We start from the raw sequence: 15860 nt of genomic DNA, 5'->3' as shown, positions 1-15860 counted from the left end.
AATGAGCGATCACAAACACGAGCATGGAGATAACTGCGGTTGCGGTCACGACCATGATCACGATCATGAGCACGAAGAGATCCTTCTCACATTGACTGATGAGAACGGTCAAGACGTGGAGATGGTTTTGGTAGAAACGTTTGACGTGCAAGATCACGTTTATGCACTTCTGCTGGAACGCAACAATCCTGAAGCTGACGGCATCATCCTGCGTATGGAAGAAGAAGACGAGGAAATGGTGCTCTACAATATTGAAGACGAAGCAGAGTGGAACCGTGTTGAAGCGGCATACAACGAACTGGTTGCTGCTTCCCAAGAATAGTCATTCTTTTGGAATAGGACACAAGGACTCCTTGAATCTCAGGGGGTCTTTTGTCGTTGGTTTGGATTGTCGGGCCGGTGCGGAGACAGAGAGTCACAAAAAATGAAAATCAAAAAGGACCAGGTGTTAGACCCGGTCCTTTTCAGTGCAAGCTTTATGTTCAAATTCTTTAGTTTCGCGTATCTTTCCCGCTCTCATCTCATACCTGAATCCCGTTCTAGAAAATGGCGTCAGCTTCCACAATGACTTTGACGTTCGTAACGCTACGGTCTTCGGGTCCTTTAACGGGCAGTCCGACCTCGACATGATCAATGATATAATCAATGTTTTCTTGCGTGATTACCTCGCCCGGAAGCAGGATCGGAATACCTGGCGGGTACACATAAATGAATTCGGAGATAATGCGTCCAGCGGATTCCTTGAAAGGAATGACCTCAGTATCTCCGTAAAAAGCATCACGCGGGGTCAACATCAGCTGAGGGATGTCTGGAACTTTGACAACCAGTTCATGCGCCGGATTGACCTGATAATAAGTACGGGACAAATCCTGTAGCGCATTAAGCAAGATATTCACGCTGTCATCTGTATCACCTGGCGTGATAAGGCACAGAATATTGTACATGTCGCTAAGCTCTACTTCGATATTATAATGCTCACGTAGCCAGTTCTCGGTTTCGTAGCCTGTAATGCCGAGATGGCGCACATGAATCGTGACTTTTGTTGGGTCATAATTGAAAGTGGCTTCTGTGCCTAACAGTTCTTTGCCGAAACAGTACAAGCCATCAATGTCATTGATCGTACGCCTTGCAAACTCAGCAAGGTCAATGGCCTTTTGCGCAATCTCATGACCATGGAGCGCCAGATTACGTCTGGAGGTGTCCAGCGATGCAAGCAATACGTATGACGTGGACGTGGATGTCAACAGACTCAAGATGGTCTGTACACGTTGTGGGTTGACGAACCCGTTCTTGGTGTTCAGATTCAGCACGGAGCTCTGTGTCATCGAACCACCAAGCTTGTGCACACTTGTAGCAGCCATATCAGCTCCAGCAGCCATTGCAGACAGCGGCAGGTCCTCATGGAAATGAATAAGTACCCCGTGTGCTTCGTCCACCAGAACGGGCACTTGATAGCTGTGAGCCAGCTCTACGATGGACTTCAGGTCTGTACATACACCGTAATAGGTTGGATTAATGACCAATAAAGCTTTGGCATCCGGGTGGCGCTCAAGCGCACGACGAATCGATTGGATGGTTACACCGTGATCGATGCCAAGGTTAACATCCTGTGCAGGAGAAACAAATACGGGTTTGGCTCCTGAGAAAATAATGGCGGACAGGACAGATTTGTGTACGTTGCGGGGTACGATAATTTTGTCCCCAGGTCCGCATACCGATAGAATCATCGTCATAATCGCACTGCTTGTACCCTGTACACTAAAATAGGTATAATCGGCTCCAAAGGCATCTGCGGCAAGCATCTGTGCTTCCCGAATGACAGCTGTCGGTTGATGCAGGTCATCGAGTGGTGCGATGTTGATTAAATCTATGGAGAAGGCGTTATCGCCAATAAATTCACGGAATTCGGTATCCGCTCCCAATCCTTTTTTATGTCCCGGAATGTGAAACTGTACGGGATTGAGTGCCGCGTGATTTTTCAAAGCGGTAAACAGCGGCGTACGGTGGTGATTCATCAGTGCTGTCACAACCCTTCCTAAGTAAAATGGTAAACAAAGATGAGTATAGCAAAATAAGCACTGAATGCAAGCGGTATGAACGACAAATTTTTGAATTGGTGAGATTTGCTTGTCATGTCCCCGGTTACACTATGTGTAGAGGACGGGTAAATGAACCTTGAAAGGGGAAAAAGAATGCAAACCGACATCAAACCAGCCAAGATCCTGAGATCGCCTTTTTTTATCGCGATGTGGCTGACACTTTTTCTGGTGGAGATCATTAAGGGGGCACTACTGGTCGCCGTTCTTCCCGTATATATGGATAATATTTTGGGGTTGTCTGCTGGCGTCATCGGCGTAGCATTTGCTCTCCAGTATCTGGGAGATAATCTGTTTAGAGCCCCTTCAGGCTGGGCAGCGGAACGAATCGGTTTCCGCGCCACGATGGTAACAGCTCTGATCTGTACTTTGATTGCCGTTATCATGATTCTTTTTCTCAAAAGTGCCGTTGGACTATCTATGGCTTGTCTCATTCTCGGAATCGGTACGTCACCCTTGTGGCCCTGCGCAATGACGGGAGTAACTGCGATGTCAGGCCCGCAGAACAAAAACGGAACAGCGATGGGTGCGCTGGAAATGGCGGCTTTGGGAGGCACGGGGCTCGGGCCTGTCGGTATGAACTGGCTATTGGAGCGGACCGATCATGATTACCGAACAATTTTTCTCATCCTCATGGGATGTGCAATTCTGGTCATCCTGGTTGCTATGATTCTTCCGGGCCGTGTTGTGGTCGAAAGGGGGCAAGCAGCAGAAGCGGGAGATGCTGGAGAAGGCCTGATGTCTGCAAATCAGAAATATCCAGCCAAGCCGAATCTTCTTACCCCGTTCATTCGGCTGCAACAGAGCGTAAAGCGTACATTACATCGTGTGCGCAGCACGCTCAACGTTAATCCGCTGGTCTATCCCGCTCTCTTTATGCAGTCATTTGTGATTGGTCTGCTCAGCCCTGTCATTACGCTGTATACACGAACAGATCTGAATATCTCACCTAATCTGTACAGCCTGCTGCTCATTGCAGGAGGAGGAATTACCGTCATCGCATTGCTTCCCGTTGGGAAAATGGTGGACAAGTTCGGTACGAAGCCGTTCCTGAATATCGGGTTTTTGATGGCGGCAGCAAGTTTGTTTGTTTTCGCGACAGTGACAGCCATTCCTGTTGTTTTTGGCATTGTCATGCTTGTCGGCGTCAGTTATGCGATGATTCTTCCGGCTTGGAATGCATTTGTTGCCACACTGATTCCAGAAGGGGAACGCGGAGCAATATGGGGATTTTTCCTTACATTGCAAGGTTCGGGTATGGTTTTTGGTCCGATTGTGTCGGGGTTGTTGTGGGATCACATCAGTCATCCTGCTCCCTTTATCGCGAGCGCTCTTGTGATGGCAGGACTTTTCGTCGTTCACTTTGTTTTGGCGCGCAAGCCTTACCGTACCGCACCTGCTGGATAATGAAGGACAGAAAAAAGGAGATCCATAAACCCTGATCAGGGTTAAGGATCTTCTTTTTTCTGATGTGTTGTAATGCCTGGTGGTCGTCAATTAGTGCAAATGAAGTGGGTTTCTCGGCTGTATAACACAATGATCATGATTTTGTCACTTGTACATATTGGAGCAGAAAAGATTCGAATCACGATGAATTACCGGGGGCTTGCCCCTGTGCATCTGCGGAAAGCTTCAATTCGGATTCGTATTCCGTGAAAAATAGTCAAATAACCAAGTACCCTTACATAAAATGAAGTATAAAATAGGGTAAGCCGATGTAACACAAGCGCTTGAAACATGAGGGCCGGAGCAGATCCGGTACAGATGGAGGGAGTGCCGTGAACAAGAGTTATGAAGTTGAATATTGCAATCTGGAGCTGCGGTTCAACCGTCGGCATATCCAAAATCTAATCAAAGACCTAATTCGTGAGGGGTATTCACTATATTGGAGCGAGGACGAATCCTTCTTTATCCTGTCAGTCCGCACCGGACGTAAGCTGGTAAAGCTCCGTTTTCAACAAACACGCAGTGGGAATTATAAAATGACAGGAGATTATCTGATCAAGGATGCCAAGCTCGCAGAGTGGTTGGAGAAACTGATTGGGGATACACGCGGCCATGCTGTGGTGAAACGCTTCAAGGATCAGCAGATGACGGTAGAGAATATTCTGTTTGGTGAAGTCATCCGTCTGGTGGAAGTGTCGGGATTCAAGCAACGGGTTATTTTTCAAAAAGAACCTGCGCCTACGGCGGAAGAGATGGAAGAAATGTTCCTCTCGCGCGAAGGCGAAGAACGGCTACTGCTGCTTCGTATGGAGATCGATGATGAACTGGAGCGCCTGTATAATGCTGTGCAGATCGACAATACAGAGAAGGCCAACGCCTGCCGTGAAGCGCTGCAGCGATTGTCCGGGCATCTGCTGATGCTGGAAGGATGAGACCAAGCGTGTTTGAGCATCGTTTTTGTTGAAAGGGCTGTTCCCAAAGGTCATTAACGGACGAGGGGCAGCCCCTTGATATGTAGGGAGAGCGTTAGTTTTGGATTCTGAATCTCTGGACTTGTACTCTTCCGCTCGTCTACGGACGCTGAGGATCAATAATGGAATAGTCCGAACTCTCTATATGAGTATCAAATTCCTCAATCCCTTGCTCCAGAATTAAATCTGCTTCTTTAGCAGTGATCGGAATGACCCACAACAGAGGGACTGTCTTCTGGCCAATGTGAATAAGTTCTAGGGCTTCGTTTTCTCCCCGCAACTCGTCAATTAACAAGGCAGTCGCATTCCATTCTGTGGGTGCTAGCGGACTTGATTTCATCACACGCGGGATATCCGAATTCGGAGTATTTTCGATATGATGCGTAATGATATCTGCCAAGTAGGTGTTGACACGTTCTACATTTACACCGCCTAAATCGGAAGGTAGCGCAAGCATCCACTCTGCGGAGACTCGTTCCCCTGAAGGGCGGGTAGCTTCAGACAAACCTACAGTGACAAACCGGGAGATCTCAGACTGCAACGTTGCAGGGAAATAGTAGATCTCCACATGAATGCGTCGCTCTGTTTTGGAAAGTATGATTCTGCTCTCAGGCATGCCCCATTCATTCATATACATCCCCAAAAGGTAAGTTCTTCGGATATCCAGTGAAAACCGTTCCTCGTTTGAAAGTTGCTGATAGCTCATTCGCTAACTCCTCCAAATCTGATGATGATTCGTTGCTACTACTATAATAACGTATTTTATGAAAATACGATGAACACCTGAGCAGATTACAGCATTTTCTCGCTGCCTGGCTAGGGAGCGGGGTTCACTTTCATACATAAAACCGTTAAAATGGGTGTATTGTTGAGATTTTTTTTCAATAAAATTAATTGGAGTAAAGGATGGAGGACCAGATGACAAAACAACAAATCGGCGTAATCGGCCTGGCAGTCATGGGTAAAAATTTGGCCTTTAATATTGAAAGCAGAGGATTTTCAGTATCGGTATTCAACCGTTCCCCAGAGAAGACACATGACCTGCTGAAAGAAGCCGAGGGCAGAAACCTGACAGGTACATTCTCCATTGAAGAATTCGTAGCCTCCCTGGAATCCCCGCGTAAAATTCTGATTATGGTACAAGCAGGTAAAGCTACAGATGCGACCATTGAGCAGTTGTTGCCTCACCTGGATGAGGGCGACATTATCATTGACGGCGGAAACGCATATTTCCCTGACACGGTTCGCCGTAGCAAAGAACTGGAAGACAAAGGTATTCGCTTTATCGGTACAGGCGTATCCGGCGGCGAAGAAGGTGCACTGAAAGGACCTTCCATTATGCCAGGCGGACAAGAAAGTGCATATAAACTGGTGGAACCGATCCTGACGGCCATTTCAGCTAAAGTCGGTGACGACCCATGTTGTACATATATCGGACCAGACGGTGCCGGACACTATGTGAAGATGGTACATAACGGCATTGAGTATGGTGACATGCAATTGATCGGTGAAGCCTATCACCTGCTGAAATCGGTACTGAATGTATCGGTAGAGGAATTGCATGAAATCTTCACAGAGTGGAATCAAGGCGAACTCGACAGCTATCTTATCGAGATCACGGCGGATATCTTCTCCAAATACGATCCAGAAACAGGCAAACCAATGGTTGATGTCATTCTGGATGCCGCTGGACAAAAAGGAACAGGCAAATGGACAAGCCAGAGCGCGCTGGATCTCGGCGTACCCTTGTCCATGATTACGGAATCCGTATTCTCCCGTTTCTTGTCGGCGATGAAAGACGAGCGTATCGCTGCAAGCAAAATCCTGAACGGACCTGAGGCAGAAGCATTCTCCGGTGACAAAAAAGCATTCATCGAGAGCGTGCGCAAAGCGTTGTTCGCAAGTAAAATCGTATCCTATGCCCAAGGCTTCGCACAGATGCGTGCCGCATCCGACGAGTATGGCTGGGATCTGAAATACGGCAACATCGCGATGATCTTCCGCGGCGGTTGCATTATCCGTTCACAGTTCCTGCAAAACATCAAGGAAGCATACGACAAAGATGCAGCCCTGAAAAACCTGCTCCTTGATCCGTACTTCCAAAATATCGTGGAAACTTACCAGGATGCATGGCGTGAAGTGGTTGCTGTTGCGGTGAAACAAGGTATTCCGGTACCAGGTTTCTCCAGCGCGTTATCCTACTATGACAGCTACCGCACAGAACGTTTGCCAGCAAACTTGCTACAAGCACAACGTGACTACTTCGGCGCACACACGTTCAAACGTGTCGACAAAGAAGGAAGCTTCCACCACAACTGGATGGAGTAATCTACAAATCATACAATGCAAAGAGGGACTTGGAGGATCGGATTATACCGATCACCATCGGGTCCCTCTTTTTTCATAAATCGAGAGAATCTAAAAGTCTGTTTAGTAACATTAATGAATGATGATCATTGGGAGAGGAGGGACCGTATATACGGTTGTGGCTCGAAAGGAAGCTTGCTACAGGCATGGCCTTCCCCCGTTCGCAGGGCTGTGTTATGATAGGACAAAAGTGCTCACGAAATGCTTGAATTAAAGGAGTGTACACCTTGAGCAAGTCTAAAAATATTATTCTCATTGGCATGATGGGAACGGGGAAATCAACTGTTGCTAATATGCTTTCTCATGAGCTGGGATACCGATTAATCGATGTTGATGCCGCGGTTGAACAGGAGGAAGGCTGTGCCATTCCTGAATTGTTTTCAAACAAAGGAGAAGCGTACTTTCGTGACGTAGAGAACCGGGTGCTGTGCACGGTACTTGAGAACGAAGGGCAGGTCATTGCAACTGGAGGCGGGGTCGTACTTCGTCCGGATAACTGTAAATCCATGTCAGCGAATGGCTGGGTTGTTGCTCTAACAGCAGACCCTGAGGTCATAGTGGAACGTGTAAGCGGGTGTGATAACCGTCCACTGCTTGCAGGAAATGCCGAGGAACGCATTCGAACGATTATGGAAGAGCGTAAAGATGCATACCGTTTTGCGGATTACACGGTGGATACTACTGCGTTGTCTGCGGCCGAAGTGACTGATTTAATTTTAGCGCATTACCGCGTCTAAGCTTGTTATTGTCGAAGTTGAACAAGAGAGGGAAGTTAAAAAAACGGGCCATGCGGCCCGCTTTGGGAATGGTAGGCTGTATGGGTGATCCATCCAACTTTAACACTTTGAAAGGATCGCCGTGAATACAGTGTCCTTACCTTTTAGTCTTCCTGCTGCCACTCCAGCATACCGCCGACCATATTGGTACAGCCGTCGTATCCAAGCTGTTGCAGGTATTCACAAGCTCGCTCACTGCGATAACCGCTACGGCAGATGATCACGATCTCACCGGACTTATCAATCTCCGACAAGCGATCCGGAATTTGTCCCAGTGGAATATGTTTGGCACCAGCAATCATGCCTTGCGCGACCTCTTCGTCCTCGCGGACGTCTATCATCTGCAGCTTTTCTCCCGCTTGTAAACGGCGGCGCAGCTCGGATGGTTGAATTTCTGCGATTTGTGTCATATTCAGGTCCTCTTTTCTATATGGACTTAACGCCTCTAATGATACCTAAGCCAACCAGGCGATGTCAATTTGGCCTTACGAAGACTCACTTCACCTAAAACAATCGAAGACTCATTACACCTAAAACAATCAATGAAGGAGAATATCATCCATGGACGTTATTGTTAACCCTACCCCTAATTTGAACGGGGAAATCGGAGCTTTGTCCTCCAAAAACTATACTACCCGTTACCTGCTGGCCGCTGCGCTTGCGGAAGGAACCAGTACGATTCATTTTCCGGCACATAGTGAGGACAGTGATGCAATGCGCAGATGTATTCGTGATTTGGGCGCTGTGTTGGAAGAGGATGACAGCAAAATCGTTATCCAGGGCTTTGGAAGCCGCCCGCGTGATGTACGTGAATTAAACGTAGGCAATGCCGGTGCTGTACTTCGTTTCCTGATGGGGGTTACCGCACTTTGTCCTGAAGTTACATTTGTGAACACTTACCCCGATTCACTGGGTAAACGGCCGCATGATGATTTGATTGATGCACTTGGTCAAATGGGGGTTCAGGTAGAGCATCAGCAAGGGCGTCTGCCGATTACCATTAAAGGCGGTCATGCCAAAGGTGGACATATTCGTGTATCTGGCTCTGTAAGCTCGCAATATTTGAGCGCATTGCTGTTTGTGACCCCTTTGCTTGCTGAAGACAGCACGATTGAGGTTCTGAATGATTTGAAATCAAAAGTGGTCATCGGTCAGACGCTGGAGGTTCTCGCACAAGCAGGGATCATCATCCATGCAAGCGACGATTATATGTCATTCCGTGTACCTGGCGGACAGGCTTACAAGCCTACAACGTATACTGTTCAAGGGGATTACCCTGGCTCGGCTGCCGTACTTGCTGCCGCAGCAGTTACGCAGTCTGATGTGAAAATTCTCAGGCTGATGGAGCAGAGCAAGCAAGGGGAGCGTGCCATCGTTGATGTGCTGCGTATGATGGAAGTGCCGCTCACTCATGAGAATGATGTGGTTCACGTTCAAGGAAATGGCCGATTGAAGGCGATTGAATTCGACGGAGACGCGGCTACGGACGCCGTATTGGCTATGGTAGCGGCAGCTGTGTTTGCGGAAGGCACGTCACGGTTTTATAATGTAGAGAACCTGCGTTACAAGGAATGTGACCGAATTACGGATTATTTGAACGAACTGCGCAAGGCCGGAGCGAACGTCGAGGAGCGTCAGGCTGAGATTATCGTACACGGTCGTCCGGAAGGTGTCGAGGGCGGCGTAGAGATTAATGCTCACTATGACCACCGTGTCATTATGGCGCTTACTGTCGTGGGTCTGCGTGCCAAGCAACCTCTCCGTATTCGGGATGCACACCATGTAGCCAAGTCATATCCGCAATATTTTGATCATTTGCAGGCGCTTGGCGCCTCGATTCAGTGGGTAAAAGAGTAAATTAACACGTTAAGCAGAAAAGGATGGTGCTTGAACATGGAATTTAACAACCCTACTCGAGAAGAAATTGGACACATTTTGCGCAATGCAGGCAACATCGCAGTTGTCGGCTTATCGGACAAATCAGACCGTACCTCGTATATGGTCGCGGAAGCGATGCAGAGCAGAGGATACCGAATTATCCCTGTGAATCCGCAAGCACAGGGAGAGATTCTTGGCGAGAAGGTGTATGCCACGCTCGCAGATATTCCCGAGCCTGTAGATATTGTTAATGTTTTTCGGCGTGAGGAGTTCTGCGCGGAAGTCGCTCGTGAAGCTGCTGCGATCAAGGCCAATGTATTATGGCTTCAACTCGGCATTCATAACGATGAGGCTGTCCAGATTGCGGCAGAGAACGGCATGACGGCAGTCACCAATCGTTGTATCAAGGTAGAAGATTCCATCGTTCTGCGCGGCGCTGGCCGCGGCTAAGAGGCCGTGTTGTCCTCATGAATTCGTTCATGGCATCGCATATTCAACTTAGGATTTTAATGAATATCCCGTGATTATTCAAAATCACGGGATATTTTATGTTCAGCGTAGTAAAATGAGATTGAAAATATAAGGAGGATGAAATATAGATGAAATGGTTTAGAAAGGCAGTTATTCTGCTACTTGTTGCCGTATGTGTAGCAATTTTACGGCTAGAGGCTCCCGTTTACGCAGCGAATGAAGCGATTCATGCAACGGATGTGTGGACAAGTCAATCACTTTTCGTCGCACCTGCCAAGAAGCCGGAAGTGAAATGGGGATTGGACTTTAAAGATTATGTAAGACAATTGGTTGTGGATTCCAAAGGAACACTTTACGTGATCTCACATTACTCTGGTCATCCGTTATTGACTGCCGTCACACCAAAAGGCGAAGTGAAGTGGGCTAAACGAATGGAGCATATTAATAGCATATCAGACATGTATTTATACAAAGACAGTTCTCTTGTGATTCTTGGTGATGATATTCCCGAACGAGGCAGGGGGTCAGAGAATTTTGGAACGGCGAGCATATCAAACTATACATTAGACGGAGAACAGATTTGGGAGAAAAGGTACAAGGATTACACAGCTAATTATAATGTGGATGTCAGCAAGGATGGAGTTATTATTTTTACGGCTTCTTATGTACAAGTTATACATAACAATAAACCTATAAGTCAGGGACAAGATTTTAAAGAAGAGAAGAGATTGCTCGGCGTTAATATGGACGGCAGTGAGAAGTTTAACAGTCTTCTTGGCACAGAGATCAATTCAAGTCCTTTCTTCGTTGTATCTGACCCAGTCTTTGTTAAAGATCGAATTTTTTTGACACTGTCCTCCTTAAGCAGTATTAAAGAGAAAGGCAGAGTGAGATCAGGTGAATTGATTCAATACAGCCTAGCGGGTAAAAAAATATCAGGTACCCGGTATACCGGGGAGAATCTGCAGAGTCCGATTTATGATAATCATCAGATTTATGTTGTCGGAAACGATGATCTTCATATTTTTGACGCCCAGGGCAAGCTGAAGAAAACCGTCAAGGGAGGCTTCCAAAGTACAAGCAACTCACTTGCTCCTTCAATCAGCAAGCAAGGTGACGTCGTATTTGGAACAAATATCTATCATGCTCTGAGCAAGAAAGTAACCACGTTTAATAAAGAGAATCAAACCTATTTTACCAGTGAACCCATTATTGATCGTAACGGCAATCTAATCTATCATTACAAAAACTATGCTAAAAATATAAACTATTTAGTTTCCATGAACCTTGCTACAGCCAAAGTGAACTGGAAAATGATCATCAATCATGATTTACAAGATCAATGGCTTGTTTCAAGGGATGGAACTATATATGTAACTGGAACTAAACTGCTAGCTATCAGATAAACAAACTCTAATCTTAAATGCACAGTAAAAAGGGGATATAACTCCCCTCTTTTACTTTGACAAAATGCTGTGTAAAGCTTACCATCTAGGATAGAAAGGAGAGGTCGCCATGAATTGGCTCGGATCCTTGCAGCAGCTCGGAAGAGCGGTTATGCTGCCTACAATGGTCCTGCCCGCTGCTGCCATTTTGCTCAGCGTAGGCAGTCTGCCCTGGAACGTCTGGGGACTGGGAGTTATTGGTGAAGTGTCTACCGTGGCCGGACACGGTATTTTTTATTTTTTGCCGTATTTGTTCGCTGTCGGTGTGGCACTGGGGCTCTCCAACCAGGCCGGTCAAGCTGGACTTGCAGCGCTGGCTGGTATCGTTATCTATGATCAGGTAACCCGTAATTTCGGGGATGGCACGGTGCAGCCAGCATCATTAATTGGAATTATACTCGGTGCATTAGCCGGTGGAATGCATAATCGGTTCAAAAGCATTAAACTGCCGGAAATCTTGCAATTTTTCGGCGGATCAAGGTTTGTTTTGCTTATCGTCGGACTCTGTTCGGCTCTTTTTTCCTGCTTTATGTTATGGATTGCTCCGGTTCTGCAGCATGGTCTGAATTCCATTGCAACATGGGAATACAGCTTAGGCGGCTTCGGATTGTTTATCTATGGTGTGTTATACAGGGTGCTGGTTGCTTTTGGGCTTCATCATCTGCTGAATAACGTATTCTGGTTCCAGTTGGGAACCTATGAAACACCGAGTGGCAATATTGTGCAAGGGGATTTGCCACGTTTCTTTGCTGGCGATCCGTCAGCTGGATTTTTCATGGCTGGACTTTTCCCGATTATGATGTTTGCTATCCCTGCGATTGCTTTTGCCATTATTCAAGAGGCCAGGGAAGATCTAAAACCCAAAATCAGAAAAACGTTTCTGACTTCTGCATTGGTTTGTTTTTTAACAGGGGTGTCCGAGCAGATCGAGTTTGCTTTTCTTTTCGCGGCGCCGTACCTGTTTATCGTACATGCAGTGATGTCCGGGGTGGCCATGTGGCTTAGTTATTGGCTGGATATAAGGCATGGTTTCTCTTACTCGGCTGGTGTCATTGATTACATACTCAATTTCCATCTGTCCGAGAATGCTTGGAAGCTCATTCCGATTGGCATACTATATGGGCTAGTCTATTATTTCCTGTTCCGCTGGGCGATTCGTACGTTCAAAATCCCGACACCAGGGCGAGAAGAAGGGTCTATGCTGGAAGATTGGGTTGGAAATATCCCTTATCAAGCTCCGTTGATTCTCGAAGCATTGGGCGGGAAAAGCAACATCGTGCAGGTGGAGGCATGTATTACACGCCTGCGTCTGACGGTTCACGATGATCGGTTGATCGATACCGGAGCGATGAAGAATCTGGGTTCCGCTGGACTGATCAAGCTCGGCGGAGGTAACGTGCAGGTTGTATTCGGCACCTATTCCGAACTAATTCGGGAAGAGATTGCGAAGCTGCTGGAACGGGATTTGCAACAGGTACTGTTCGCTGCACCTGTGCAGGGAAAAATGCTCCCGATTGAGGAAGTGCCAGATCAGATTTTTGCAGCCAAGCTCGTTGGAGACGGGGTTGCGTTTGTACCGGAGCGAGGAGAACTGGTGTCGCCTGTCTTTGGAACGATCATGCATTTGTATCCAACGATGCATGCCCTAGGCATTTCTACACGCGAAGGCTTGGAGGTTCTGCTTCATATCGGAATCGACACCTCGCAGCTGAAAGGGCATTTTGAAGCGTTTGTGCAAGAAGGGGATACGGTTGAGCCTGGACAACTGCTGATCAAGTTTGATCTGGCCGTATTACGTGAACAAGCTGCGTCACTCACGACTCCGATGGTCATTACGAATCCGGATCGTGTAAAATCATGGAGTTTTGCTCCATTCAAGCAAGTGAAGAAAGGTCAGGCATCCGTCATGTCCGTGGTGCTCTATGACAGGAACGTTGGAGGGGTAGAATGAAGATACAAGGCATCAATGGAGCTGCAGGCATCGCCATCGGCAAAGCATTTGTCCTGCCCAGCTGGGAATGGGATCTACCGGACCAGAAGATGGATTCGGTGGATCTTGCCCAGGAATTCGAACGGCTGTACGAGGGGATACGGACATCGAAGGATGAGATCGAATATATCAAAAATGAATTTAAAGAAGTTGTAGGCCCTGAGGAATCCAGCATCTTTGATGCGCATTTGGCCATTCTGGAAGATCCGGTCTTCATGAATGAAATACGCGGCATTATCGAGCGTCAGTATAAGGCGGCAGAGGTGGCGGTAAAAGAGGCGATAGACCACTTTGTCACCATGTTTGACCTTTTGGAAGATGAGTATATGAAGGAGCGGGCAATCGATATCAAGGATGTCGGTAACCGCCTGCTTAAACATCTTCTGGGTGCACCTGAGATTACGCTGCCTTCAGATACACAACCTTACATTCTCGTTGCTAAAGAGCTGTCACCATCTCAATTGGCGCATTTAAATCCAGGCTATGTTTTGGGTATTGTTACGCTTATTGGAGGTAAGACATCTCACTCGGCCATTATGGCACGTGCACTCGGGATACCTCTCGTTTCCGGATTGGAAGCGAGTCTTGGCATGCCGGTCGAAACAGGGGACATGCTTGTCGTAGACGGTGATAATGGGCTGGTATTCACAGAGCCAGATCGCAAAACCATTGAACGATACACGATGCTTCGCAACAAGGAAATGCAGAAAAAAGAACAGTTGCAGGTGCTTGCCACCGTAGATGCGGTGACCAAGGATGGAGCGGTATTACAGCTTGCTTCCAATATCAGTTCTGTGAAGGAACTTGATCTGGCATTGAAACATGGTGCCAAAGGTGTAGGGCTGTTCCGAACCGAATTTCTGTATATGGATCGTGCGACCTTCCCGGGGGAGCAGGAGCAGTATGAAGTATACCGGCTTGTTGCGGAGAAAACAGCAGGTCAGCCCGTTGTCATACGAACACTCGACATTGGAGGCGACAAAGAGCTTGATTATTTTGAATTACCCGAAGAGGATAATCCGTTTCTAGGGTACCGAGCCATTCGGATCAGTCTGGATCGCAAGGATCTGTTCAAAACGCAACTAACGGCCATTCTACGTGCGAGCGCAGCGGGCAATGTGAAAATTATGTATCCCATGATCTCCTCGGTTGAGGAGTTGCAACAAGCCAACGAAATCCTTCGGGAAGCGATGGCTGATCTGGATGAAAGGGGCTTGGCCTACGATTCAAACATTCAGGTAGGTATCATGATTGAGGTCCCTGCTGCCGTGATGATTGCAGATCTTCTTGCGGAAGAAGCAGATTTCTTCAGTATCGGAACAAATGATCTGGTACAGTATGTGCTAGCGGTAGACCGAATGAATGAACAGATTGCTCATATGTATCATCCGTATCATCCGGCTGTGCTGCGTATGCTACGAGCGACCGTAGACGCAGCACATACGGCAGGGATTGACGTGAGCGTGTGTGGTGAGATGGCAGGGGACGAGCGCTCCATTCCGTTATGGCTGGAACTCGGGATTCGTCATCTCAGCATGTCTCCGCAATCCTTGCTACGCGTGAAGCATAGAGTTTTGAATACTACGGCTGCTGATGCGAAGGAGGAGGCACGCAAGTGTTTTACTCTCAGAACGAGCAGTGATATTGAACAGCGTTTGCAGATATTTAATGATGCGAGCGGCAGTCCTGATGACCAGAGCGGATCAAACGCATCTTAAGGGATCTGAACATTAGCAGACGACCAATACCTTTAAATTAATATATTCACTTTTGTACCACTTTTTCCAAAAGATATAAAAAACCGCTGTGCATACGATTGCATAGCGGTTTTTCTTTGATCATGTTCCTTTCGCTCGCTTTTATTTGGCAGCTTTTGCAGCAAGTGCATCACAGAATGCTTTTCCATAAGGAGGGAGATCCGGTGGACGACGAGCGGAGATGATATGCCCATCCACGACAACGGCTTCATCTTTCCATATCGCACCTGCATTCTCCATGTCATCCCGAATACCTGGCGTAGAGGTTACGGTAATTCCATTCAAAATTTTGGCAGAGATGAGTACCCAGCCTGCATGGCAGATTTGCCCGATCGGCTTGCGGTCTGCATGCATCTCTTTTACAAGCTCCAGCACTTTGGGGTAGCGTCGTAATTTATCTGGAGCCCATCCTCCCGGGACCAGAATTCCATCATAATCGGAGCTGCTGAGTTCGTCGAAACTGTATTCAGCGGTAGCAGGAACACCATATTTACCGACATATGTTTTTCCTTTTTGCTCGCCAGCCAGATGCACTTCGGCACCTTCTTCGCGCACGCGGTATACCGGATACCATAGCTCCAGATCTTCAAATTCTTCATCAACTAGCGCGATGATTTTTTGACCTGATAATCTCATATGTTAACTCCCCTTCTATATTGAATT

Annotated in this window: 14 protein-coding genes; 10 read left to right on the top strand and 4 right to left on the bottom strand. The window is 47.3% G+C overall.

Features of this window, described 5'->3' with window-relative positions; all coding sequences use genetic code 11:
• Position 1 precedes the first annotated feature (1 nt).
• On the top strand, positions 2 to 322 hold the full coding sequence (locus FS818_RS11840) for a DUF1292 domain-containing protein (protein WP_145331949.1): 321 nt from the start codon (positions 2 to 4) through the stop codon (positions 320 to 322).
• Between the two features lie 217 nt (positions 323 to 539).
• Here the strand turns inward: FS818_RS11840 and FS818_RS11835 are convergent, their stop codons facing one another.
• Positions 540 to 2015, bottom strand: a complete 1476-nt coding sequence (locus tag FS818_RS11835) for an aminotransferase class I/II-fold pyridoxal phosphate-dependent enzyme (protein ID WP_145332866.1) — start codon at positions 2013 to 2015, stop codon at positions 540 to 542.
• A gap of 177 nt (positions 2016 to 2192) precedes the next feature.
• Here FS818_RS11835 and FS818_RS11830 point away from each other — a divergent pair, with 177 nt between their 5' ends.
• Both FS818_RS11830 and FS818_RS11825 read left to right on the top strand, forming a co-directional pair.
• On the top strand, positions 2193 to 3503 hold the full coding sequence (locus FS818_RS11830; RefSeq protein ID WP_145331948.1) for an MFS transporter: 1311 nt from the start codon (positions 2193 to 2195) through the stop codon (positions 3501 to 3503).
• A 371-nt stretch (positions 3504 to 3874) separates the two neighbouring features.
• Positions 3875 to 4474, top strand: a complete 600-nt coding sequence (locus tag FS818_RS11825; protein ID WP_145331947.1) for a hypothetical protein — start codon at positions 3875 to 3877, stop codon at positions 4472 to 4474.
• Positions 4475 to 4613: 139 nt separating this feature from the next.
• On the opposite strand, the gene FS818_RS11820 is transcribed toward FS818_RS11825, so the two are convergent.
• On the bottom strand, positions 4614 to 5219 hold the full coding sequence (locus tag FS818_RS11820) for a suppressor of fused domain protein (protein WP_145331946.1): 606 nt from the start codon (positions 5217 to 5219) through the stop codon (positions 4614 to 4616).
• Between the two features lie 212 nt (positions 5220 to 5431).
• Between FS818_RS11820 and gndA the strand changes: the two genes are divergently transcribed.
• Both gndA and FS818_RS11810 read left to right on the top strand, forming a co-directional pair.
• Entirely contained in the window at positions 5432 to 6841 is a 1410-nt protein-coding gene (gene gndA, locus FS818_RS11815; RefSeq protein ID WP_145331945.1) for an NADP-dependent phosphogluconate dehydrogenase, read from the top strand.
• A gap of 266 nt (positions 6842 to 7107) precedes the next feature.
• A complete protein-coding gene (locus FS818_RS11810) occupies positions 7108 to 7617 on the top strand; it encodes a shikimate kinase (RefSeq protein WP_260984666.1) in 510 nt (169 codons plus the stop codon).
• Between the two features lie 143 nt (positions 7618 to 7760).
• Here FS818_RS11810 and FS818_RS11805 read toward each other — a convergent pair whose 3' ends face one another.
• Complete coding sequence (locus tag FS818_RS11805; protein WP_090923679.1) at positions 7761 to 8066, bottom strand: rhodanese-like domain-containing protein; 306 nt, start codon at positions 8064 to 8066, stop codon at positions 7761 to 7763.
• 151 nt (positions 8067 to 8217) lie between these two features.
• On the opposite strand from FS818_RS11805, the gene aroA reads away from it, so the two are divergent.
• The 5 genes from aroA (at position 8218) to ptsP (ending at position 15158) form a co-directional block, all read left to right on the top strand.
• On the top strand, positions 8218 to 9513 hold the full coding sequence (aroA, locus tag FS818_RS11800) for a 3-phosphoshikimate 1-carboxyvinyltransferase (protein ID WP_145331944.1): 1296 nt from the start codon (positions 8218 to 8220) through the stop codon (positions 9511 to 9513).
• A gap of 36 nt (positions 9514 to 9549) precedes the next feature.
• On the top strand, positions 9550 to 9984 hold the full coding sequence (locus tag FS818_RS11795; RefSeq protein WP_090923677.1) for a CoA-binding protein: 435 nt from the start codon (positions 9550 to 9552) through the stop codon (positions 9982 to 9984).
• A gap of 149 nt (positions 9985 to 10133) precedes the next feature.
• Complete coding sequence (locus FS818_RS11790; RefSeq protein ID WP_145331943.1) at positions 10134 to 11411, top strand: hypothetical protein; 1278 nt, start codon at positions 10134 to 10136, stop codon at positions 11409 to 11411.
• Between the two features lie 109 nt (positions 11412 to 11520).
• Positions 11521 to 13401: a glucose PTS transporter subunit IIA gene (locus FS818_RS11785; protein WP_145331942.1), complete on the top strand. Its 1881-nt coding sequence runs from the start codon at positions 11521 to 11523 to the stop codon at positions 13399 to 13401.
• Complete coding sequence (ptsP, locus tag FS818_RS11780; protein WP_145331941.1) at positions 13398 to 15158, top strand: phosphoenolpyruvate--protein phosphotransferase; 1761 nt, start codon at positions 13398 to 13400, stop codon at positions 15156 to 15158. The genes FS818_RS11785 and ptsP overlap by 4 nt, the downstream gene beginning before the upstream one ends.
• 141 nt (positions 15159 to 15299) lie before the next feature.
• Here the strand turns inward: ptsP and FS818_RS11775 are convergent, their stop codons facing one another.
• Positions 15300 to 15833, bottom strand: coding sequence for a type 1 glutamine amidotransferase domain-containing protein (locus tag FS818_RS11775; RefSeq protein ID WP_145331940.1), 534 nt, complete (start codon positions 15831 to 15833; stop codon positions 15300 to 15302).
• Positions 15834 to 15860: the final 27 nt, after the last annotated feature.

It is taken from the genome of Paenibacillus xylanexedens (assembly GCF_007680605.1).
Taxonomy (GTDB): Bacteria; Bacillota; Bacilli; order Paenibacillales; family Paenibacillaceae; genus Paenibacillus; species Paenibacillus xylanexedens_B.
Note: the sequence above shows the minus strand (reverse complement) of the source record. Positions and strands in the feature narration are given on the sequence as shown.